The sequence below is a fragment of the Pseudomonas lundensis genome, from assembly GCF_015377145.2.
Taxonomy (GTDB): domain Bacteria; phylum Pseudomonadota; class Gammaproteobacteria; order Pseudomonadales; family Pseudomonadaceae; genus Aquipseudomonas; species Aquipseudomonas lundensis.
Genome location: NZ_CP062158.2, coordinates 1,598,096 through 1,618,496, shown reverse-complemented (window position 1 = coordinate 1,618,496; position 20,401 = coordinate 1,598,096). Strand labels below are relative to the sequence as shown.

Here is a 20,401-nt window from a genome sequence, read left to right as displayed (position 1 = left end):
GCCGAAAAAGAACACGCAGCCTCCCATGCGCCGCAGCCCGCTTAAATACAGACTTATCAACCTTTGAGTGGCCAACCGCTAAACATTTGAACGCACGTGATAGCGATGCGATGCCACACACCTTGCGTTGATGAACATCTTTTCATCGAACGACTGCGCCAGGCGCAAGGTCGGATCCAGTGTCTATCCTGCTTGGGAATGGGTTAATCGCCTGTCTCAGGCTGTCTGTTTTCTTACTTCAAGGAGCCTCTCCCATGTCCCGAACGGTTGCTGATTTCATTACCGAAACGCTGCAAGAGGCAGGCGTCAAACGCGTGTTTGGCGTGGTAGGTGACTCGTTGAATGGCTTTACTGACTCGCTGCGCCGTCAGGAACAGATTGAGTGGATTCACATGCGCAACGAAGAGGCCGCTGCCTTTGCCGCCGGTGCCGAGGCGCATTTGACCGCTGAGCTGGCGGTGTGCGCCGGCAGTTGCGGCCCCGGCAACCTGCATTTGATCAACGGCCTGTTCGACGCCCACCGCAGCGGCGTACCGGTGCTGGCGCTGGCCGCGCATATCCCCAGCAGCGAAATCGGCATTGATTACTTCCAGGCCACCCACCCCGAAAGCCTGTTCAAAGAGTGCAGCCATTACGTGGAGCTGGTGTCGCACCCCGAGCAGTTGCCGCAGATTCTGGAACGCGCCATGCGCATGGCCATCGCCAAGCGCGGCGTGGCGGTGGTGGTGATCCCGGGGGATGTCGCCCTGCAAACCACGCAAGCCAAGGTGCCCCACTGGCTCAAGCCCGCCATGCCACTGATTCGCCCCGCCGACACCGAAATCGATCAGTTGGCCTCCTTCCTTAACGACGGGCGCAACGTGACATTACTGTGCGGCGCAGGGTGCGCCGGGGCACATACCGAGATCCTGGCCTTGGCCGAACGCCTCAAAGCCCCGATCGTGCATGCATTGCGCGGCAAGGAACACGTCGAATACGACAACCCGTATGACGTCGGTATGACGGGCTTGATCGGCTTTGCATCCGGTTACAAAGCGATGATGAACTGCGACACCTTGCTGATGCTGGGCACCAACTTTCCATACCGCCAGTTCTACCCGGAGCACGGCAATATTGCGCAAATCGACGTGCGCCCTGAAGCACTGGGCAACCGTTGCCCGTTGCAGCTGGGATTGCTCGGTGACGTCAAGCTGACCTTGCAGGCGGTGTTGCCCAGCATCAGACAAAACGCCGACAGCGAGCACTTGGAGGCGGCACTCAAGGATTACAAAAAATCCCGTGAAGACCTCGATGCACTGGCCGAAAGCGGACCGAACAGCGACATCATTCACCCGCAATACCTCAATCGACTGGTCAGCGAGCTGGCGGATGACGACGCGATTTTCACCTGCGACGTCGGCACGCCCACCGCTTGGGCAGCGCGCTATTTGAAAATGAACGGCAAGCGGCGTCTGGTCGGCTCGTTCAACCACGGCTCCATGGCCAACGCCATGTTGCAAGCGATTGGCGCACAGGCGGCGTTCCCGCACCGGCAAGTGGTGTCAATGTCGGGCGACGGTGGTTTCACCATGATGATGGGCGACTTTCTGACGCTCAATCAGGTGGGTTTGCCTATCAAAGTCATCGTGCTGAATAACGGCACACTGGGCTTTGTCGAGATGGAAATGAAAGCGGCCGGGTATCCCGACGTGGGCTGCGACCTGAAAAACCCAAACTTCGCCGCAATGGCCGAGGCCATGGGTGTCAAGGGCATCCGTGTGGAACACCCTTCGCAACTGGAAGCCGCGCTGCGCGAAGCCTTCAGCCACCCTGGGCCGGTGTTGGTGGATGTGGTCAGCGCCCGTCAGGAACTGGTCATGCCGCCGACCAAAACTTTTGAGCAGGCCAAAGGTTTTAGCCTGTTCATGCTCAAAACGGTGATGGACGGCCGTGCGCGGGAGTTGATCGACCTGGCCAAGGTCAACCTGTTGCGCTGAGGTTCGCCGCCCTGTCAAAACCCTTGGGGCCGGCGCCTCGAGGGTTTTGTTCGCCCGCAGCCCGCGCCGGTTTCTCGCCCCACCCGCAAGGCTATCCCGTCAAATTTTGTAATAACTCCGGCTGACCGAAAAAGCCTGGATCGCTGTAGTCTTGCCCTCCCTCATTGACGCAAGGTTTATATGAACACCCTTCTGGAGCCTCCCAGTCGCTTCTTGGCGCTCGCAACTCACCTTCACGTGCACCGCTTCACCTCATCTCCCGGCATCGCCTCCGCTCGGTGCTCGCTCATTGTTTCAGTCCCTGCCCTGCCCCTGACACCCACGCTGCGTTCGTGCGTCAGCGCGTCTGTGGTCGCCCGGCCTGTCGTTTCCTGTCTTGAACAAGAGGTTTACTGATCCCTATGGAATGGATTGCAGATCCGACGGCCTGGCTGGGCCTGTTGACGCTGATCGTGTTGGAGCTGGTGCTGGGCATCGATAACCTGGTGTTTATCGCGATTCTGGCGGACAAACTGCCGCCGGAGCAGCGCGACCGGGCACGCGTCATCGGCTTGTCGCTGGCGCTGATCATGCGACTGGGCCTGTTGGCCAGTATCTCGTGGATGGTGACGCTCACCGAGCCGCTGTTCGAAGTGTTCGGCAAAGTGTTCTCGGGCCGTGACCTGATCATGTTGTTCGGTGGCCTGTTCCTGTTGTTCAAGGCAACGATGGAGTTGCATGAACGGCTGGAAGGCCATGTTTCTGAACGCACCTCGAACACGACCTACGCACTGTTCTGGCCAATCGTGGCGCAGATCGTCGTGCTGGATGCGGTGTTTTCACTGGACGCAGTGATCACAGCGGTGGGCATGGTGGAGCACTTGTCGGTCATGATGATTGCCGTGGTGTTCTCCATCGGCCTGATGATGCTGGCCAGCAAACCGTTGACCCGCTTCGTCAATAGTCACCCGACGGTCATCATGCTGTGCCTGGGCTTCCTGATGATGATCGGCTTCAGCCTCACGGCCGAAGGCCTGGGCTTCCATATCCCCAAAGGGTATTTGTATGCCGCGATTGGCTTCTCGATCCTCATCGAATTGTTCAATCAGATCGCACGGGCCCGTCGCAAAAAAAGTGTGCAAGGCCTTCGCCCGATGCGAGAGCGGACGGCGCATGCGGTCATGCGGCTGTTGAGCGGACGCAAGCTGGAAGCGGATGAAGTGGACGAGGAAATTGCCGATCTGCTTGAAGGCGGCGAGACCAAAGAGGTGTTTCACCGTCGCGAACGCATCATGATCAGCGGCGTGCTGCAGTTGGCTGAACGCCCTATACGCACCGTGATGACGCCCCGCGCCCAAATCGATCACATCGATCTGGCGGATACGCCCGAAACCATTCGCACGACCCTGATGCACTCGTCTTACTCCCGTTTGCCGCTCATTCGTGAAGGGCGAATTGATGAGCCGCTGGGGTTCATTCACAAGAAAGAACTGCTCAAGGAGTTGCTTGCGGGCAATCAGCCGAATCTGGAGGCCATGGCACGTAAAACCATCAACTTGCTGGACAGCTTCACGATCCTTAACGCCCTGGAGCAGATGCGCAAGGAATCGACCCACATTGCGTTTGTGATCAATGAATTCGGGGACTTCCTCGGCATTTTGACCATGACCGACATTTTGGAGTCCATTGCGGGTGAGTTACCCGATGCCAGCGAAATTGACGGGCCTGACATCGACGTACTGGACGACGGGTTCGCCGTCAGCGGCGCGTTGAACCTGAGTCAGGTACGTGAGCGCACCGGGTTCCCGGCCCACGGCACGGACGACTATCACACGGTGGCGGGGATGGTCATGAGCCTGCTGGACCGTTTGCCGATCAAAGGCGACCGGATTCAATGGGAGGGCTGGCACCTGATCGTCACCGACGTTGAAGAACGGCGCGTAACCCGCGTGCACCTCTCCAAAACGTAAACACCTGCGCGCCCTTGCCCCGTTTTACACCAGCGGCAAGGGCCAACCACCGAGTGCAAAGGCGACATCCGGCCTTTCGCTTCGCCAGAACAATCGCTTAATATACGTTTCATATGCATTTCATATTGAGCGTATCAATGGGCATCGTAAAAATTTCAGACCCCATGCACGAAAACCTGCGGCTCGCGAGCAACGCGCTGAGCCGCTCCATCAACGCGCAAGCCGAACACTGGATGCGCATCGGCATGCTGAGCGAGTTGCACCCTGACCTGGACCACAACCACATCTGCCGGTTGCTGATTCGCGCCGAACTGGCGGGCGGTCTGGACCTCAAGACCCTGAGCGAACTCGCACTCAACGCTTCCCCCCTCGAAACCGTATCGCAGGCCGATCAATGAGAAACCACGTCGTCATCAACAGCCCGGCGCAAATCGCTCAGTCCAAATTGGCCGGCATGCTGGCCGCCGAAGTCCTGGCCATGATCGCGGAACACGTTAAACCCGGCGTGACCACAGACCAACTGGACAAGCTCTGCCACGACTACATCGTCAATGTGCAGAAGGCCATCCCCGGCAACGTGGGTTATCACGGCTTCCCGAAAACAGTCTGCACCTCGGTGAACGACGTCGTGTGCCATGGCATCCCGTCAGCCACCCCGTTGAAAGACGGCGACATCGTCAATATCGACATCGCCGTGGTCAAGGACGGCTGGTACGGCGACACCAGCCGCATGTACTTCGTGGGTGAGCCGAGCCCTGAAGCGCGGCGCTTGGTGAAAACCACTTACGACGCCATGTGCGCCGGTATTCGCATCGTCCGCCCCGGAGCGACCCTGGGCGATATCGGGCATGCCATTCAAACCCTGGCCGAGAAAGCAGGCTACAGCGTGGTGCGCGAATACTGCGGCCATGGCATCGGCAAGGTGTACCACGATGAGCCGCAGGTGCTGCATTACGGCTTCCCGGGCCAAGGCATGAAATTGAAGTCGGGCATGATTTTCACCATCGAGCCGATGCTCAACGCAGGCAAACGCCACGTGAAAACCCTGGCCGATCAGTGGACCGTGGTGACCAAGGACCATTCGTTGTCCGCCCAATGGGAGCACATGGTGGCCGTGACCGATAACGGCTTCGAAGTCCTCAGCCCGTGGCCGGACAGCCAGGCCGACTACCCGCCGGTCGGCTGAAACGCGTGATCAATGAGCGGGCCTGCCGAGCGGTCAGGCCCGTGCAGGTGGACGCTGCTGTAGCTCAGCCAGCTGACTGTGTGGCCATCCGGGCGGGTGGTGGCGATGCGTTGGTTGAGCACGTCGTATTCGTGCTGCTCTATACACTTCTTTGGTTAGGCTCTGTACGAAATCCCGAGAAACCCAATCGCCGCGCTTCGGGAGCTGAGATTTTGTAGAGTGCCCGCCATCTACGGAAAGGAATTCGGTGATGGCTAAGCGTTATGAACTCTCGGACGAGGCCTGGGATGTAGTCTCCGATCTTTTCATCGAAACCCATGGCCGAGGCCGGGCGCGCCTGAGCGATCGCCTGATGCTCGATAGCGTGCTCTGGGTACTCTGCTCGGGTGCTGCATGACGAGATATGCCAGATCGATTTGGCCCGTGGTCAACGGTTGCGAAGTGGGCGAAACCAAGGGACATTCGATCAAATGCTCAAAAGCTTGCAGCTCAGGCTCAATGAAAAAGGCCTGATTGATCTGCAAACCGGGATGATCGATTCAACCGCAGTACGTGCAACCCGAGCCTCATCTGGCGCTCGAAAAAAAGGGGGCCTGACCCACCTGCCGATCACGCTCCAGGTCGCAGTCGCGGTGGCATGACCACCAAAATTCACATGCTCTGCGACGCCAACGGGATAACGTTGCGCTTCCTTCTGTCTGGCGGTCAAGCCAGTGATATCAGCTACGCCCAGCCTATCCTGGACGAAGTCAGCATTCCTTCGAGCCAACGTGGTCGCCCGCGCAAACGCTGTAAATGACTGCTGGCCGACAAGGGCTACGACGCCGAAGCACTGCGCCGCTACTGCGATCAATATCGAATGCAGCCCGTCATCCCGCTGCGCTCAATGAAACGCAAGCCCAAGCCTGGCTTACCCAGGTTGTTCGATCGGCCCAAATACCGACAGCGCAACATCATCGAGCATATGTTTGGGTGGCTGAAAGAGAACCGTCGGATCGTGACACGCTTCGACAAGCTCGCGAAAAGTTATGCCGCCATAGTCTCATTGGCGTGTTCCATGCGGTGTCTGCGACATCTCTTTTCGTACAGAGCCTGGTACTTGGCTTAGCGCTTTCTTTATCCAAGTATCCTCTCAACATCTCTATTATTTCGTCTTTTGAATAAGCAAATTACTCATCAGCACTCATCCCTATAATACGTTCAGGTAAGTCATTTAATTTCTCATCCTTGCATTGTTAAGGGCGGCAATCAAGTGATTTGATATACACATATTTTGCGACAGCGCTTGAGTTATACGCCGTGGTTTTTAGGCGCTCTATTGTGTCGAGAGCCAAACTACCGCAACCATCATATTTAATCATCTTTATCACCTGCGCAAGCAGGGTTATTTCATGACACCTTAAATCTTTAAGGTGTCGACTCAAAAATTATACTTTCAAAATAAGATTACTATTTAATGCTATGATGTCTACATGATCAGAGCTTGAAAAGTTATAAAAAATATCTTGAAGATGCATATGCTCTAAGTTTTCACAGATCATTCGGTCAGCTGCTTTTACCAGAAACTCACCAATAGCCTTTATAGTTTCAGGACAACCTAGTATCGATATTTCATCCAATTTGATTGATGTTTCTTTACCAACAGCCGTACCATGAATCTCAAATCCACCAATATCAGTCATAAGTCAAATCCTTTAGTTCGCAAGTACTCTTTCTCTTTCCGAGTTAGCTCTGAAATACCACCCCGTGAACCGTGGCTCTGAGAGCCATCCTTATTAATAACCACTTCTTCACGTCTTAAATTACATTGACAATGTGCATGTACCTGCTGATTCGTATTCTCAACATGAGGCGGGTCAATGCGAACTCTGCCGTTACCGACTCGCTCCCAACGCCCAGAACGCGCCAACCCCAGCGGATCAACCCACCCCGTTGGATTCGGCGCATACGCATAAAGATTCAGCCCACCCGCATAGCTGATCGGGTCTTTGCTGACAAACCGTCCGACCCGTGGATCATAGTACCTATACCGATTGTAGTGCAGCCCTGTTTCGTGATCGTGGTACTGCCCCTGAAACCTGATCGGGTTGGTCAGGCCTTTCTGCCGCGCCCAGTCCGAGCGTTGTTCAGTGACTTCTCCCCATGCTTTGTACTGCGCGCTCCAGGCGATTTGGCCGGTGGGGTCGGTCAGTTCTTGTGGCGTGCCGAGGTGGTCGCACTGGTACCAGGCCAGTACGTCAATCGGTAGCGCTTGCGGGGTGTGGGTCCACAGCGGGTCTTGGTCGATGTCGTAGGCGCCGGTGTAACTCGGTTGGGCCAGCAGGCGCATCGGCTGGTGGCGCAGGGCCTGGGCCACGGGGACGAAGGTGCCGGGTTCGTAGAGGTAGTGGACGGTTTTGCCGCTCGCGCCGTCGGCCTGTGCGGGGCTGCTTTCCCAGGCCAGGGTGTCGCCGTCCCAGCCGAATAACGTGAAGCCGCACCCCAGTTCGCGCTGTTTGCGGGCCTGTTCGTTGCGGTTCCACTGCGAGCCGGCTTCGCTTCGGTTTAGGTGGTGGGCGTTGGAGTGTTTGTAGAGACGCCTTCCCAGCGGGTCGTAGGCGTAGTCGACGCGCAGTTGGCTGTTTTCAAAGCGCACCAGGCGGTCGAACAGGTCCCAGTGCAGGCGGCTTTGCTGGCCGTTGTGCCAGCGGCGGATCTGGTTGCCGCGTTCGTCGTAGTCGTAGTGGCTGCCGGCGTATTCGCGCAGCAGGTTGTCCATCAGGGTGTTGCGTTTGGGGTCGTGGTCCAGTGGACGTTGGACCTGTTGGTTTTTTTCATCCAGCAGGTTGCTGGCCGGGTCGAAGGCGAAGGTTTCGACGCCCAGGCGACTGGTGGCGTTGAGCAGTCGGCCGACCGGGTCGTAGCGGTAAGACAGCGGCCCACGGCGGCTGTCGTGGATGTCGGTCAGTTGGCTGGCTGCGTCGTACTGATAGGTGCGTTTGAGTAACGTTGTTTGATCTTCGCGGCGGCCCAGCAGTTGTTCTTGCAGGCGCCCGGCCGGGTCCCATTGTTGGGTCTGGAGCAGGTGGTTGCCCTGGTGGCGGGCGACTTACACGCTACAAAAAAATATTATTTTCCTGTTCGGATTTCTGCCAGTGCCTTTTCTAATATTTTCATGTCAGGTGGATTTTTTTTGGATGCTTTTGAATCCAACCATGCAGACTCTTTGCGTTTAATTAAGGCAATACCTTCATCCGTAAATTCACTTCTAAAATATTGGCGATCTATCAATTTGCCATCAGCGTCAAAAGGCTTAACTTTCAATAGCTCATTATCGGCAAAGAACTTTATAAGAGCTGTAAGCATCCGCCTCACAATAACTTGCGACTCAACATCAGGAACTATATCCCCCTTCTCATCAATCATCTTGTAAGCAGAAACCATTGTATCTACAGTACCCCAAATCAAATAATCATGGGTCATATCAAGGTATCCTCACTATTTCAGAAATGCCACTGACTGGCACTATTTCTCGAGTTTCTCTATTGCGAATAAATGCTCCACCCTCTGCACGAATTTTTGTTTCCTTCCTCAACTGCTTAGTTTTGTCAGCTGTTGGGCTGGCCACCTCAAAAGTTTGGGCCTTACCGTCCTCAATAACTACCGTGTCCACCCGACGCCTTTCACTTGTAACGGGATCCTTAACTGACTTCCCCGATGCGTCACGTAGATAACACTCACATTAGTGTCGTCGCGTCAGGGTATTTCTCCTTGATCTTTGCATTAAATTCTTGATGGCGAAGATCCCAGCGGATCAATCCACTCCACCGGATTCGGCGCATACGCATAAAGATTCAGCCCACCCGCATAGCTGATCGGATCCTTACTGACAAACCGCCCGACCCGTGGATCATAGTACCTATACCGATTGTAATGCAGCCCTGTTCGTGCCTATAGTACTCTCCCATTCACAAAGTCGAGCGATCGAATCTGTGGGATTAGTATATGTCAGCTAGAAAGGCTAACGCATAAATTCAGATATTGCTTTCTCAATGCCTGATAATAAACTTTCTTTTCTAATCATCTATCCCAGTTTTTCTGATTTTTTATGATCAACTCAAAGCATTGTAACGTCCCTTGCGCGATCATTTCACTTGTTTGGCTGGCTGAAGGAGAACCGCCGCATCGTCACGCACTTCGACAAACTCGCGAAAAATTATGCGCCGATGGTTTCGTTGGCCTGTGCTATGCGGTGTTTACGACATTACTTTTCGTGTATAGCCTAGACACAACGACGGAAAAATAAGCCTACGAAACTACTGACGCACTGTCATAATTTAACTATTTATATTGAACCTAACCTGGGATCCATCTGGAAGGTCTTTAATTTGGCAAGCTATATTAGCTCTAAACTTCATTCCCTCAACAGCATCAACCAAGTACAAATTATCTAGCACAAACTCACCCCCCATCACAAACGGTACTTTTGGCAACAAACGTTTTCCAGCCGGAAGAAGGCCGTACTGCTTTTGCCACTTGTGTGCTAACGAATATCCCGTGAGGACTTCATAATCATTTATGACTAATTTCGCCCAGCTTTCAATATCGTCTGCAAGGTAATCTAACAATCCTGTCTCGGGGTCAAATATATAAATCTTGCTATCTTTAATACAGAATTGCCCTCCAAATATATCTTCAGCAAAAAACAAACAACCATCGGCAAAACCCTTATAGGCGGAGCGCCACAGAGTATTTTCATTCCACTCGCAAATACCAATTTCATCTTTGCTCGAGTGCGTTGGAAACACGTGCAGCGCACTTTCTAACGCATAAAAACCATTGCGCTTATATAGCATTTCCAAAAGCTGACTAACCAAAGCCCCTGCTAGCCTACGTGGGCTCCCTAAAATCTCAGGTTTGTGCTCGCTCAAAGGTAAGCTTGCATTTGTTAGTAGTTTATCCAAACTAGTCATTTTCTAATCCACCACGCCTATTCGTACCTTCGTTCCGTTTGGCAGTTTCCTGCATTGAGCACCGATACAAGCACCAGCCCCACGGTTATCACTTGGGCTTATATGTCTTACCGAGGAACCTTGACCACCTTCTTGGAACATTGCAGGTGGGTACTCATCACGATCATGACCTGCTTTCGTATCAGTACCGCGCAAAGAGTTACGTCTACGGGATGTTGCATTCGTGCGATCTAAGGTCAGAATTTCTGGCCTTCCTGTATTGATAGCATCTTCAATGTGTTGCGCTGACTCAGGAAATCGGCTTTTACTAACGGTTACAATTTTTTCAGCCTGATTCGCAACTACATCAATGCTACATGGGCAACTAGCCAACCCCAGCGGATCAACCCACCCCGTTGGATTCGGCGCATACGCATAAAGATTCAACCCACCCGCATAGCTGATCGGGTCCTTGCTGATAAACCGACCGCCCTGAGGATCATAGTACCGATAGCGGTTGTAGTGCAGTCCCGTTTCATGATCGTGGTACTGGCCCTGAAAACGGATCGGGTTTTTCAAGCCTTCGCGTTGCGCCCATTCTGAGCGCTGTTCCCGCACTTCTCCCCATGCTTTGTACTGCGCGCTCCAGGCGATTTGGCCGGTGGGGTCGGTCAGTTCTTGTGGCGTGCCGAGGTGGTCGCACTGGTACCAGGCCAGTACGTCAATCGGCAGCGCTTGCGGGGTGTGGGTCCATAGCGGGTCCTGGTCGATGTCGTAGGCACCGGTGTAACTCGGTTGGGCCAGCAGGCGCATCGGTTGGTGGCGCAGGGCCTGGGCCACGGGGACGAAGGTGCCGGGTTCGTAGAGGTAGTGGACGGTTTTGCCGCTCGCGCCGTCGGCCTGCGCGGGGCTGCTTTCCCAAGCGAGGGTGTCGCCGTCCCAGCCGAATAACGTGAAGCCGCACCCCAGTTCCCGCTGTTTGCGCGCCTGTTCGTTGCGGTTCCACTGCGAGCCGGCTTCGGTTCGGTTTAGGTGGTGGGCGTTGGAGTGTTTGTACAAACGACGGCCTAGCGGGTCGTAGGCGTAGTCGACGCTCAGTTGGCTGTTTTCAAAGCGCACCAGGCGGTCGAACAGGTCCCAGTGCAGGCGGCTGTGCTGGCCGTTGTGCCAGCGGCGGATCTGGTTGCCACGTTCGTCGTGGTCGTAGTGGCTGCCGGCGTATTCGCGCAGCAGGTTGTCCATCAGGGTGTTGCGTTTGGGGTCGTGGTCCAGTGGGCGTTGGACCTGTTGGTTTTTTTCATCCAGCAGGTTGCTGGCCGGGTCGAAGGCGAAGGTTTCGACGCCCAGGCGGCTGGTGGCGTTGAGCAGTCGGCCGACCGGGTCGTAGCGGTAAGACAGCGGCCCACGGCGGCTGTCGTGGATGTCGGTCAGTTGGCTGGCCGCGTCGTACTGATAGGTGCGTTTGAGCAGGGTGGTTTTGTCGTCGCTGCGGCCCAGCAGTTGTTCTTGCAGGCGCCCGGCCGGGTCCCATTGTTGGGTCTGTAGCAGGTGGTTGCCTTGGTGGCGGGCGACTTCGCGGTGCAGGTCGTCGCGTTCGTAGCCGATCAGTTCGTGTTCGTCGAGGCGCAGGCCCAGCAGGTGGCCGCTGCCGTAGGTCAGCCAACTCACTCTGTGGCCGTCCGGGCGGGTGGTGGCGATGCGTTGGTTGAGCACGTCGTATTCGTGCTGCCACACGGCGACCACCGGGGTTTGCAGGCTCAGGTAGTGCTGGTGTTCGCGCAGCAGGTTACCCGCCGGGTCGTGGAACCATTGCAGGCGGCTGTCGGCGTTGCTGGCCATGACCAAATTGCCGTTGCCGTCGTAGGCGAAGGTTTCGGTTTGGGTGGTGCCGCCCAGGCGTGCGGTGCGTTCGATGAGGCGGCCGGTGGGGTCGAACTCGACCTGGGTGGTGCGCTGGCCGTCGACGGTGCTGGCCAGGCGCCCGGTTGATTCGTCGTACGCGTACAGGGTGCTGCGTCCGTCAAACCCGGTCTCTTTGAGCAGGCGGCCGACCGGGTCGTAATGAAAGGTCGCCTGTTGCCGGTTTTCGTTTTCCAGCGCGAGCAGTTGCCCGAGGCGGTCCCAGCGGTAGCGCAGGGTCTGTTCGGCGGCGTCGATACGTTCGTCGATCAAACCGGCGGCGGTGTAGCTCCAGGTGGTGCAGCGGTTGAGGCCATCGGTGTGGGCCAGCAGTCGGCCTTCGGCGTCGCGGCTGAAGCGTTCTTCGGTGTTGTCCGGGTGGGTGATGAGGATCAGTTGCCCGGACTTGTATTCGTACTCGGTTTTGTTGCCCGCCGCATCGGTGAAGCAGACCATCTGGCCGAGGTCGTTGTACTCCCAAACGCTGGTTTTGCCGGAGCAGTCGGTGTACTCGATAAGTTGCCCGGCATCGTTGTAAGCGAGGGCTTTTTCGTTGCCGTTGGCGTCTTTGATGGCGCTCGGCAAGCCCGCTGCGGTGTAGGCGTATTCGGTTGTGTTACCCAACGGGTCGACGGCTTCGATCAGGTTGCCGCTGTCATCGTAGTCACGCAGCCACAGGCCGCCTTCGGCGTCGCTGATTTTGATCAGTTGGTCGTGATCGTCGTAGGCGTAGTGCATGACGCTGTGGTCGGCGCGGGTATGTTCGAGCAGGTTGCTGCGATCGTCGTAGGCGTAGCGGTCGGTGCTGCCGTCGGGATGCACGTGGCGCACGATGTTTTTCGCGTCGTCACGGAATAGCCATTCCGAGCGCCCGTCAGCATGGCGGATGCGGTAGGTGTAGCCGAGGATGTCGTAGTAGTGCCAGGTCTCGTGGCCGTGGGCGTCGGTGACGTAGGTCAGGCGGATGTTTTCGTCCCACTCCAGCCGCGTGTCGAAGCTGCCGTCGTCGGCCCATTCACGGACTGCTTTCGCGTCCGGGCCGGTGCCTTGCCATTGCAGGTTCATGCCGCGCTGCGTGCGGTCGGTGTAGCGGGTGATCAGGTGGTGCTGGTATTCGTACGTCCAGGCTGCGCCGTTTTCGTCCTGGGCGTTGATCAGGTCGCCGTGGGCATCGTAGTAATAAGCCGCCAGTTGGCGCACCGGCACGCTGTCGCGGATTTCCCACAGGCCTGTGAGGCGCCCGTGTTCGTCCATCATCGTACCCAGATGTAAATGGACGTTGTCGAGGTCGCCCTGGTAGGTGATGAGGTCGGACAACACCGGCTGGTCAGCGTGGCGGTATTCGTGGTGCAGCATGACGCCTGCGCCGTTGCGCAGTTCGATTTGCGCGAGCAGGAAGCAATCGCCGTGACGAACGTAGGTTTCCCTGCGTTCGAAGCCTCGGCAGAGGAGTAAGGAGTTTTCAGTGACGCGGACCAGCGTCAGGTTTTCAATGGCGTCGTAGTGCGCCTGGCCGACGGGTTTGAGTGCGTATTTATGCTCACGGCCGTCAGAATCGTGGAACACCAGCCCCTTGTCGTGCAGGTCAAAGCGGGTGGTGAATTCGGTGATCCAGCGCGCGCCCAGGGCGCCTTGGTCGTAGGCACTCAGGCGCGAGTAGTAGGTGCGTGTCCAGTCAATCGGGAACGGGCCGGGCAAGCTGAAATCCGTGTGGCCGAGCGACTCAGTGCCCATAGCAAAGTTGATGCTGTTACACGTGCCAACACACGGTCCATTTTTCACCGGGTTAGCCGTATTTTGGGCAGGCACCTCTTTTTTCCGGACTTCCAGCTCACCTTTTCCCTGTGTGTAGCGGGCTTTGCTCGTCGTCCCCGTTTTGATGCTACTGCTCAGTGCGTGCGGGTTGCGCGAACGCCATAACTGAACAGCTTTGTTGAGCACGACCAAAAGCGATCCGATGGATCCCTTAAGGGCTGGATCGCTAAGTTTTCTGAGCTGGACGCGCAGCTCGGGCGCCATCGCTATCAAATGCTCAGTCTGCTCGTACACCCGCTTTTTGGCCTGAGCGGGCATCAGAAGTTTGGCCGCCGAGTTGGCCACGCTGGTGCCCGCAGCGACCTGAACATCCCGCAAAGCGCCATAGACATTCGTGAAGATGTGAAACGGGTTGCGCTTGAGCTGCTCGGTGTTGATGGACGTGATGTGTTGCTGCGCGCTGGCAAGACGCCCCTTCACGTCCATGTCACCGTCTACCAGCGCCCTCATTCCTTTGGCGAGGTCCAACACAAGCTCTTCGCCCACCCCCCCTGCCTGCTCCAGCAAATCCGGTAGCTGGCTTTGGGCAATGGTCAGAAAGTGCTCAAGCCGGCCCACAATCGTTGCATTCAGATGCCCAACCATGACTTCAATCAATGCATCGCCGAGCACTATCTTGCCGGTATGGGCAAGCTCACTACGGGCCAAAGACAGGATTGAGCGCAAGCTCACGCGCGCAGCGGTGGTGCCTGGAAAAGGGGCAACACACACCAGATTGATGCCCAGACTGACCCAGTCGAGCGGGTCGCTGCCACCGTTTTTAATCAGACTCACAATGTCGCCAATGGCATCAGCAAGCGCCATGACATTGCCAACGACCGGAACCAAGCCTGCAACGTGTTGCAGTCGTTCAAGGGTAACCGCCCCGCCGCTGATGTCTTGCAGCCAGGCATCAATGGCGGAAACGTCGCGCCCGACATCTTCGATCTGAACTTCATTGAGCGGAACGATGGCAACTTGGGGCGCACGGGTGTGAGCAACGGCATTTCCAGGGGTCATGAAAGCCTCTCACCCGTCAGCAGGCTGACCAGCTCCAGATCAAAAACAAACGGCCGGTTCAAGGCCTCGCGGCCCTTGAAAGCCACGACCTGAACGTCCGCACCCGCAAGGGTGAGCGTGAAATGGGGCTGATCCGCCGGTGAAAACATCCTGACTCCTCATGCAGTGCTGCAGGCGTGCGTCGCCAAAAAAGAGGCGACGAAAACACATCATTCCGGGGTTGAACCTGCGCACCGACCCTCAAGGCGCCCGTGCGCAGAAACACTCAGCCAGCCTTAGCCAGCCACCGGCGAGCGCCAGTCATCGGAACCGGAAGTGCCCGACACTTCGTGGGTCCAGGTGATTTTTCGGTAGGTGAATTCCACGTCTTCCAGGTGCGTGAAGTGCGAATTCGACGGGTCCTGGCAGTTGTGCATGTAGTCCTTGATGTCGACGATGATGGCGTCTTCAAGTTTGGTGGTGAAGTAATGCTCTTGCGTGCCGGCAGCAGAGGTGCGGAACCATTGGATTTCGATTTCGGTCAGGCGCTCGCCCGAGGTCAGTGCGGCCAGCAGCAGCGGCGAGGACTTGTCGAACACCTTGGTGATCTTCACCGGCTTGTGGACACGCTGGCCGGTCGGTTGGCCCGATTGCGGGTCGCGAGGGATGATCACTTCGTGGCTAAAACCCTGCACCATGACCTGATCTTCATGACCTTCCTGATACGTGTTGCCCACCGAATCCGCGGTGAATGCACCGGCTGTAATCAGACCTTGTTTAGTGCCGGTGATGGACATGTAAGCTGGCGTCGCCATTGATGCTCTCCTTGCTCAAAAATGAGGACTTGAAAGGCCCAAATGCCGCTCAAGTGCTGAATGGAGTAACCAAAGTTCGTGCCAGCTTTAATCAAGTCATTTAAAAACAAGGCGTTACGCGGAGTAAGGATTTTTGCTGGTTATTTTTTAAACAAAAACCTCTCAAAAGTGCGCAAGAAGTTGCGCAGCACTGTGCAACTTCTTGCGCACTCGTCTACAGCCCTCGGTTTATATGTACCGTGGCCATGTATCCACACAGTTATCCACATTTGAGTGCGCAACTTCTTGCGCAGTTGCGAAAAATGGGAAACTTCAGAAACGCGATTTTTAAAAGTCGGGTTAGTTTAAAAACAGGCTGTGCTTAGCCCTCAAAATAGTCTTTGAACAGAGCTAAAAACCCGGGGCATTTGGGTAGGCATTACGCCAGAAATTCACCCCCCTTCGCACAGACTCTTGTGCTACTGGGCAGAACCGACTTCAACGATTGGACGGAAGGCCAGCAAGGCACAAGCAAAGCGCTTTACGTCGAGAAAAAACTCGGCGAATCGTGGATCACAGACATCAGCACACGTGGCATTGGACTGTTCCCGACCCTGCAACTAAAACAAGGGCCCCGCCAAAAGACCGTGAATGACATTTTTACGGTTGTCAGACACATTGGGGCCAGCGCTTTTGGAGACAGGACACTCAGATCCGCCCCCTGTGGGCAGCATCAGTCATGTGGGTACTGATGCCGCCCTTGAGCAGGCCGGTCCATTTAGCCGGGAAGAGATCGAGGGAATAGACAAAGTAGATCCTGCGCGCATACCCGATGCCCGCATGAGCATGCTCAACGGCTGGACGGAGCTGTGGTTATCTGACGTGATTGCACTCGTCGTCGAAGACGTGGAGAGGCGTACGGTGCAGGCGCGCAGGCCGCCAGTGGTTCGAGAATAGAAAGCACCGAAAGCGCGCTCCAGGTTGCGCACCGTCGAACGGATCGACTCGGCCCTGGATCAGCGGGTGTCGAGAATGGCCTTTCATCACATCCCGAAAACGAAAAAACCCCTGAAATGTTCAACCATTTCAGGGGCTTAGTCGTATTCAATAATGGCGGAGAGATAGGGACGTTCAGAATCAAACTCTGCAGCCCGTCAAAACCAACAAACACAGGCAGTTTTGAGTATTTTGCTACAAAACTCTGCTACAAAAAGACGTGAAAACCTACCGTCAGAGGCTTTTGGTATCACGACCATTTTTCAGGGTCTCTAACCTCCTCCAGTATCATGAGATATGCAGAGTCATACTTCTTGAATCGGCCGAACCGAATTTTGTTGATTGTGCTTTCGGCACCGAGCCGCTGGATAGCCCTATAGGTGCAGAGAAAGACATGACGATTCGCCTCATTTGAGTTGTCATCGCTATACGTTGTGTTCGAAGTTTCCAAGCAGTTACCGACATACTCAGTTGTGTACTGGTGGATGGCTGTCTTGAAATACTCGTAGAACTCATTAGGCGTTTTTTTCTTGAACTCACGCAACACCGAAGGTACGAAACCCTCATGCATATAGGCTCTGTCCATCAGCTCACTGATCGGTATATCAGCAACCTGAGTATCAAAATACGCATCAAGCCGTGATGCCAGCAATGGCGTTTCCGGCCATCCTCTGACCTCCCTCTTGTGCTTATACCAACCACTGGCCTTAGCCGCCTCAAAGTGGGCATCAATGATCTCGTTTACCCGTTCATTCAGTCCCAGATGCCCGTACAGCCAACAAACACTATCCACATCACGAATATTCATCTTACTTATGCAGACGGTCAACGCCTTCTCAAACGTCGCTATAACTTCATCCTGATTGTCACTGAATGAGCCGTTTAGGACGTCCCAAGCATCACTGAGTAGCTTCATATCCTTATTGTGCTGTATCGAAGCTTCAAGAGCTATCAGCAGCAATTCAAGCTCTTCCTCATCAGCATAACCACGCTTCACCAAAGCAATGACAGCCAAATCCAGCTCATCAGCATAATAGAAGCCATATTCATTCGACCACTTAACTTTCGCCATCAAAGCGTTCTGAGCGTTCCTCTCTTCTTGTGTCGCATCCTTGGACAAAGACAAAAGCTCGATTCTGGCTAAAGGCTGGCTGATGAAATCAATATCCACCGGGCACACACTCGATCCATACAACGCAAAAATAGCCAAAGGCAGGATAACCATAGCCTTTTCGATAATCTCATCAGGAGCGTGTTTCAGGTGCGGCTGAAGCAGTCCATAGAACAGGTCAATTTTCTTCAACAGGCGAATATTGTTGATTTTGAGCTTTTTTATATTTTTGGAAAGTAAAGCGTATTGTGAGTTAGAAGCAGGAAAGACAATATTGACGCATTCCTCAACCTTTGGCTTGTACACCACCTCATAGTCAAACACTTTTTCATTGAAGGTGAAAAATTCATCATCTTCATCCAGCGAATTATCATTCAGTATCAGAATTACGGAGCATTCCCGCCCTTCGACTAGATTTGAAATTAGACCCAAAACATCCCGAGCAGTCAGTGAATTGCTTTTACGTTCAAAATCATCAATACAGATAAGCGTATCTGAGATAGAAGCAAATTGCATTGAATCAACGATACTGCCGATCCCACCAAGCAGGGGGAGTTTCACATCTTTGGTCTGGCCTGTAGCTTTTCTCACCCAAGCTTTTGCATCGCTGAAATCAAGCCGTAGAAGGTTTTCTTTGATGCTTTCTGTTGTAGCAACCTGACCGGCAACGTCTTTCTTAACAATATTAGTGAAGATGGCCCGCTTTAAATCAGCTAATGAAGACAGACCGAATAGCGAGATATAGGAATAGCTCGAGCGAGAAAAATCTTGACGATGTTTCTTGATAACTTCATTCCAGATAAAGGTTTTCCCTGTACCCCACTCCCCCTTCAGAACAATTGCACGACTAGATTTGTTAGTGGCGAAATGCTTCAAAGCATTCTCAACCTGAATCACCGACATAAATTCTTTCCTATACAACCGACTTCCAGTTAAAAACTATAATTCTCTTCGCCAGATTTCGAATTAATTACTCTCGACCAAATCAGACGCCTACTCCAAGATAGACCAACTTCCATCTAACAAAGAGCTAGTCATTTCAGTACCCTCAATGGAGACTATTTTCAGAGTGACACTACCATCATCATCAACAGTGGAATGATCAACTACAGGCATAAACCCTTTAATTCTTGTTTCGAAACAAGGAGACTGGACAACGTTACCAAAAAGATTGAAGGGTCTAGCCTGTACCTCTTTTATCTGAACGTCAGCTTGAATCGGTTGCCCAGAATATGCATCAAGGGGAGTAGGTTCATAATTCTCGTAGAACGCATTCCATATTTCTTCATCCGCAGCCACTGTTTGTGAAAGAGGTCCACTTACCAATGGATATAGGTTATTTATTCTCAGCTCATCGTCTTCATCAACAATCAAAGAACGGATAACCAACGGTTTATTTAACTTATCAGCAATGGCTTTGCCCTTCTCAATCATGCCTACCAGCCAATGAAAAACGCCCAAGAACTCCTGATATTCGGCTGTGTGCTCCTCACCGATCCGGACACTATTAGAGCCAAAAATTAGATCAATACAAATCTGAACGTCAGTTTGTAGCCGTATAAATCGAGCAGCCTTCAACGCCTTTCGATAGTGTGGAAGATTTCGTATTTCCCGATCCTGCCACAACAGCAAATCGAACGACAGGTCTAGCTTTACGGCTTTTCGGCATTTAAAGCTACAGTATACAAAACTAAAAATTCCATCTAAGAAGGAACCGCGGATAGTCAATTCGTCAGAACCAGAAACGACTGTAGACAATGAAGTACCAATCTCGAATTCAGAACCATTTTCAGCCGTGAGGTACATAATAGTCTGAATATCTGGATGATTTTTTTTGATAACCAAGCGACCATCTAGGCCTCTTTCGGTAGCAATGGCATCAAATAGGGGTGAACCTTCAAAACCTATGTCATTCAGTGAAACTTCCAAAGGATGACCTTTCTTGACCAAATCAGACCACCGTTCACTCATTTTATCTCGCATAGCTTCATTGCGAAGCACCAGCGTGACCTTGGGATTCTGGCCCGGTTTAGGAGTGATTGTGTGAAAAACCCCAGAATCCGAAATCTCAACCTGAACGCTGAAGCGTGGATCTAGCTTTTCTATGGCATCTTTATAAGCATGATGAACAGACTGAACAGGAAATTTGAAAGGATTGACCATATTGCTAAAATTGCATGTCAAAGCTCTGACTACCTCAGCTCGAACACTGTCAGCCAATTCAAACTGGGTCAGAGATTTAGTACCAACCATAGACATTGCACGTTTTTCAGCCTTAGCCTTCCATTCATTCAATAGATCAACAGGGTAGCGTGGTTCATCCCGGTCGATGATGATGGAGCAAGACCCGCAGAGCCAAATCCCATTTTTGTAAGAGCTACGTTCTTCTTTCGTCTGATCTTTATTGTAGCGAGCAGCACCGGGGCCGGGAGCGGCAGCACAAATGTGAGCGGCGATACCGTTACCTGCATAATCGTTTCGCTTAAGATTTGAACCTATAGTGTGATTCAGACAATCAGGGTTGGAGCAGACACCCGCCGCCATATGCTGCAGAAGCAAACGTGTTGGCTTGTCGAAATTATGGCGTGGATGCATATCAACAATCGACCCATCCGCCAAGATGACTTCGTTATTCTTTACTTTAACTTTGCTAAACTTAGCCACCCCAACTCCTTGTAAATCTTAAATCTGGCTTTCAGTTAATTACATGGCACATTTACGCAAACCAAAGACGCTCTATTTGATTCCGATTATAAAGTAAGGCCT

At 53.8% G+C, this 20,401-nt stretch carries 14 protein-coding genes and 4 pseudogenes; 7 read left to right on the top strand and 11 right to left on the bottom strand.

Annotated features, from left to right (window positions below; genetic code table 11):
- The first annotated feature begins 254 nt into the window (after window positions 1-254).
- The 4 genes from poxB (at window position 255) to map (ending at window position 5,111) form a co-directional block, all read left to right on the top strand.
- A complete protein-coding gene (poxB, locus tag IF654_RS07865; protein WP_194862610.1) occupies window positions 255-1,976 on the top strand; it encodes a ubiquinone-dependent pyruvate dehydrogenase in 1,722 nt (573 codons plus the stop codon).
- A 401-nt stretch (window positions 1,977-2,377) separates the two neighbouring features.
- Window positions 2,378-3,925, top strand: coding sequence for a TerC family protein (locus IF654_RS07860; protein WP_047277817.1), 1,548 nt, complete (start codon window positions 2,378-2,380; stop codon window positions 3,923-3,925).
- A gap of 137 nt (window positions 3,926-4,062) precedes the next feature.
- Window positions 4,063-4,323: a ParD-like family protein gene (locus IF654_RS07855; RefSeq protein WP_047282627.1), complete on the top strand. Its 261-nt coding sequence runs from the start codon at window positions 4,063-4,065 to the stop codon at window positions 4,321-4,323.
- Window positions 4,320-5,111, top strand: a complete 792-nt coding sequence (gene map / locus IF654_RS07850; RefSeq protein ID WP_047282628.1) for a type I methionyl aminopeptidase — start codon at window positions 4,320-4,322, stop codon at window positions 5,109-5,111. The genes IF654_RS07855 and map overlap by 4 nt, the downstream gene beginning before the upstream one ends.
- Here map and IF654_RS07845 read toward each other — a convergent pair.
- Complete coding sequence (locus IF654_RS07845; RefSeq protein WP_157774094.1) at window positions 5,093-5,233, bottom strand: hypothetical protein; 141 nt, start codon at window positions 5,231-5,233, stop codon at window positions 5,093-5,095. The genes map and IF654_RS07845 overlap by 19 nt on opposite strands.
- 128 nt (window positions 5,234-5,361) lie before the next feature.
- On the opposite strand from IF654_RS07845, the pseudogene IF654_RS07840 reads away from it, so the two are divergent.
- Window positions 5,362-6,219: pseudogene (locus IF654_RS07840) on the top strand (IS5 family transposase).
- A gap of 319 nt (window positions 6,220-6,538) precedes the next feature.
- On the opposite strand, the gene IF654_RS07835 reads toward IF654_RS07840, so the two are convergent.
- From IF654_RS07835 to IF654_RS07820, 4 genes and pseudogenes are all read right to left on the bottom strand, one after another.
- Window positions 6,539-6,793: a hypothetical protein gene (locus IF654_RS07835; protein WP_047282629.1), complete on the bottom strand. Its 255-nt coding sequence runs from the start codon at window positions 6,791-6,793 to the stop codon at window positions 6,539-6,541.
- Window positions 6,794-7,014: 221 nt separating this feature from the next.
- Window positions 7,015-8,199, bottom strand: a pseudogene (locus IF654_RS07830) (RHS repeat-associated core domain-containing protein); the annotation flags it as partial.
- A 20-nt stretch (window positions 8,200-8,219) separates the two neighbouring features.
- Window positions 8,220-8,573: a hypothetical protein gene (locus IF654_RS07825; protein ID WP_194862611.1), complete on the bottom strand. Its 354-nt coding sequence runs from the start codon at window positions 8,571-8,573 to the stop codon at window positions 8,220-8,222.
- 321 nt (window positions 8,574-8,894) lie between these two features.
- Window positions 8,895-9,035: pseudogene (locus IF654_RS07820) on the bottom strand (RHS repeat-associated core domain-containing protein); the annotation flags it as partial.
- Between the two features lie 209 nt (window positions 9,036-9,244).
- On the opposite strand from IF654_RS07820, the pseudogene IF654_RS07815 reads away from it, so the two are divergent.
- Window positions 9,245-9,376: pseudogene (locus tag IF654_RS07815) on the top strand (IS5/IS1182 family transposase); the annotation flags it as partial.
- Window positions 9,377-9,427: 51 nt separating this feature from the next.
- On the opposite strand, the gene IF654_RS07810 reads toward IF654_RS07815, so the two are convergent.
- The 4 genes from IF654_RS07810 to IF654_RS07795 form a co-directional block, all read right to left on the bottom strand.
- Window positions 9,428-10,063, bottom strand: a complete 636-nt coding sequence (locus IF654_RS07810; RefSeq protein WP_230683768.1) for an SMI1/KNR4 family protein — start codon at window positions 10,061-10,063, stop codon at window positions 9,428-9,430.
- Window positions 10,064-10,066: 3 nt separating this feature from the next.
- Window positions 10,067-14,755, bottom strand: a complete 4,689-nt coding sequence (locus tag IF654_RS07805) for an RHS repeat-associated core domain-containing protein (protein ID WP_194862612.1) — start codon at window positions 14,753-14,755, stop codon at window positions 10,067-10,069.
- Complete coding sequence (locus IF654_RS07800; protein ID WP_170320287.1) at window positions 14,752-14,904, bottom strand: hypothetical protein; 153 nt, start codon at window positions 14,902-14,904, stop codon at window positions 14,752-14,754. Before IF654_RS07800 ends, IF654_RS07805 begins: the two co-directional genes overlap by 4 nt.
- A 126-nt stretch (window positions 14,905-15,030) precedes the next feature.
- Window positions 15,031-15,549 carry an Hcp family type VI secretion system effector gene (locus tag IF654_RS07795; RefSeq protein WP_047274249.1) on the bottom strand — a complete coding sequence of 173 codons (519 nt, stop codon included), beginning with the start codon at window positions 15,547-15,549 and terminating at the stop codon, window positions 15,031-15,033.
- Between the two features lie 672 nt (window positions 15,550-16,221).
- On the opposite strand from IF654_RS07795, the gene IF654_RS07790 reads away from it, so the two are divergent.
- Window positions 16,222-16,485, top strand: a complete 264-nt coding sequence (locus tag IF654_RS07790; protein WP_143518693.1) for a hypothetical protein — start codon at window positions 16,222-16,224, stop codon at window positions 16,483-16,485.
- 289 nt (window positions 16,486-16,774) lie between these two features.
- On the opposite strand, the gene IF654_RS07785 is transcribed toward IF654_RS07790, so the two are convergent.
- The gene (locus IF654_RS07785; protein WP_047282364.1) at window positions 16,775-18,538 is read right to left on the bottom strand and encodes a P-loop NTPase fold protein; all 1,764 of its coding nucleotides are present in this window, start codon (window positions 18,536-18,538) and stop codon (window positions 16,775-16,777) included.
- Window positions 18,539-18,628: 90 nt separating this feature from the next.
- Window positions 18,629-20,299, bottom strand: coding sequence for a hypothetical protein (locus tag IF654_RS07780; protein WP_052892934.1), 1,671 nt, complete (start codon window positions 20,297-20,299; stop codon window positions 18,629-18,631).
- Window positions 20,300-20,401: the final 102 nt, after the last annotated feature.

Excerpts from the sequence above, each read along its gene's own strand:
- poxB (WP_194862610.1), top strand. The coding sequence starts at position 255 with ATGTCCCGAACGGTTGCTGATTTCATTACCGAAACGCTGCAAGAGGCA.
- IF654_RS07860 (WP_047277817.1), top strand. The coding sequence starts at position 2,378 with ATGGAATGGATTGCAGATCCGACGGCCTGGCTGGGCCTGTTGACGCTG.
- IF654_RS07855 (WP_047282627.1), top strand. The coding sequence starts at position 4,063 with ATGGGCATCGTAAAAATTTCAGACCCCATGCACGAAAACCTGCGGCTC.
- map (WP_047282628.1), top strand. The coding sequence starts at position 4,320 with ATGAGAAACCACGTCGTCATCAACAGCCCGGCGCAAATCGCTCAGTCC.
- IF654_RS07835 (WP_047282629.1), bottom strand. The coding sequence starts at position 6,793 with ATGACTGATATTGGTGGATTTGAGATTCATGGTACGGCTGTTGGTAAA.
- IF654_RS07825 (WP_194862611.1), bottom strand. The coding sequence starts at position 8,573 with ATGACCCATGATTATTTGATTTGGGGTACTGTAGATACAATGGTTTCT.
- IF654_RS07810 (WP_230683768.1), bottom strand. The coding sequence starts at position 10,063 with ATGACTAGTTTGGATAAACTACTAACAAATGCAAGCTTACCTTTGAGC.
- IF654_RS07805 (WP_194862612.1), bottom strand. The coding sequence starts at position 14,755 with ATGACCCCTGGAAATGCCGTTGCTCACACCCGTGCGCCCCAAGTTGCC.
- IF654_RS07800 (WP_170320287.1), bottom strand. The coding sequence starts at position 14,904 with ATGTTTTCACCGGCGGATCAGCCCCATTTCACGCTCACCCTTGCGGGT.
- IF654_RS07795 (WP_047274249.1), bottom strand. The coding sequence starts at position 15,549 with ATGGCGACGCCAGCTTACATGTCCATCACCGGCACTAAACAAGGTCTG.
- IF654_RS07785 (WP_047282364.1), bottom strand. The coding sequence starts at position 18,538 with ATGTCGGTGATTCAGGTTGAGAATGCTTTGAAGCATTTCGCCACTAAC.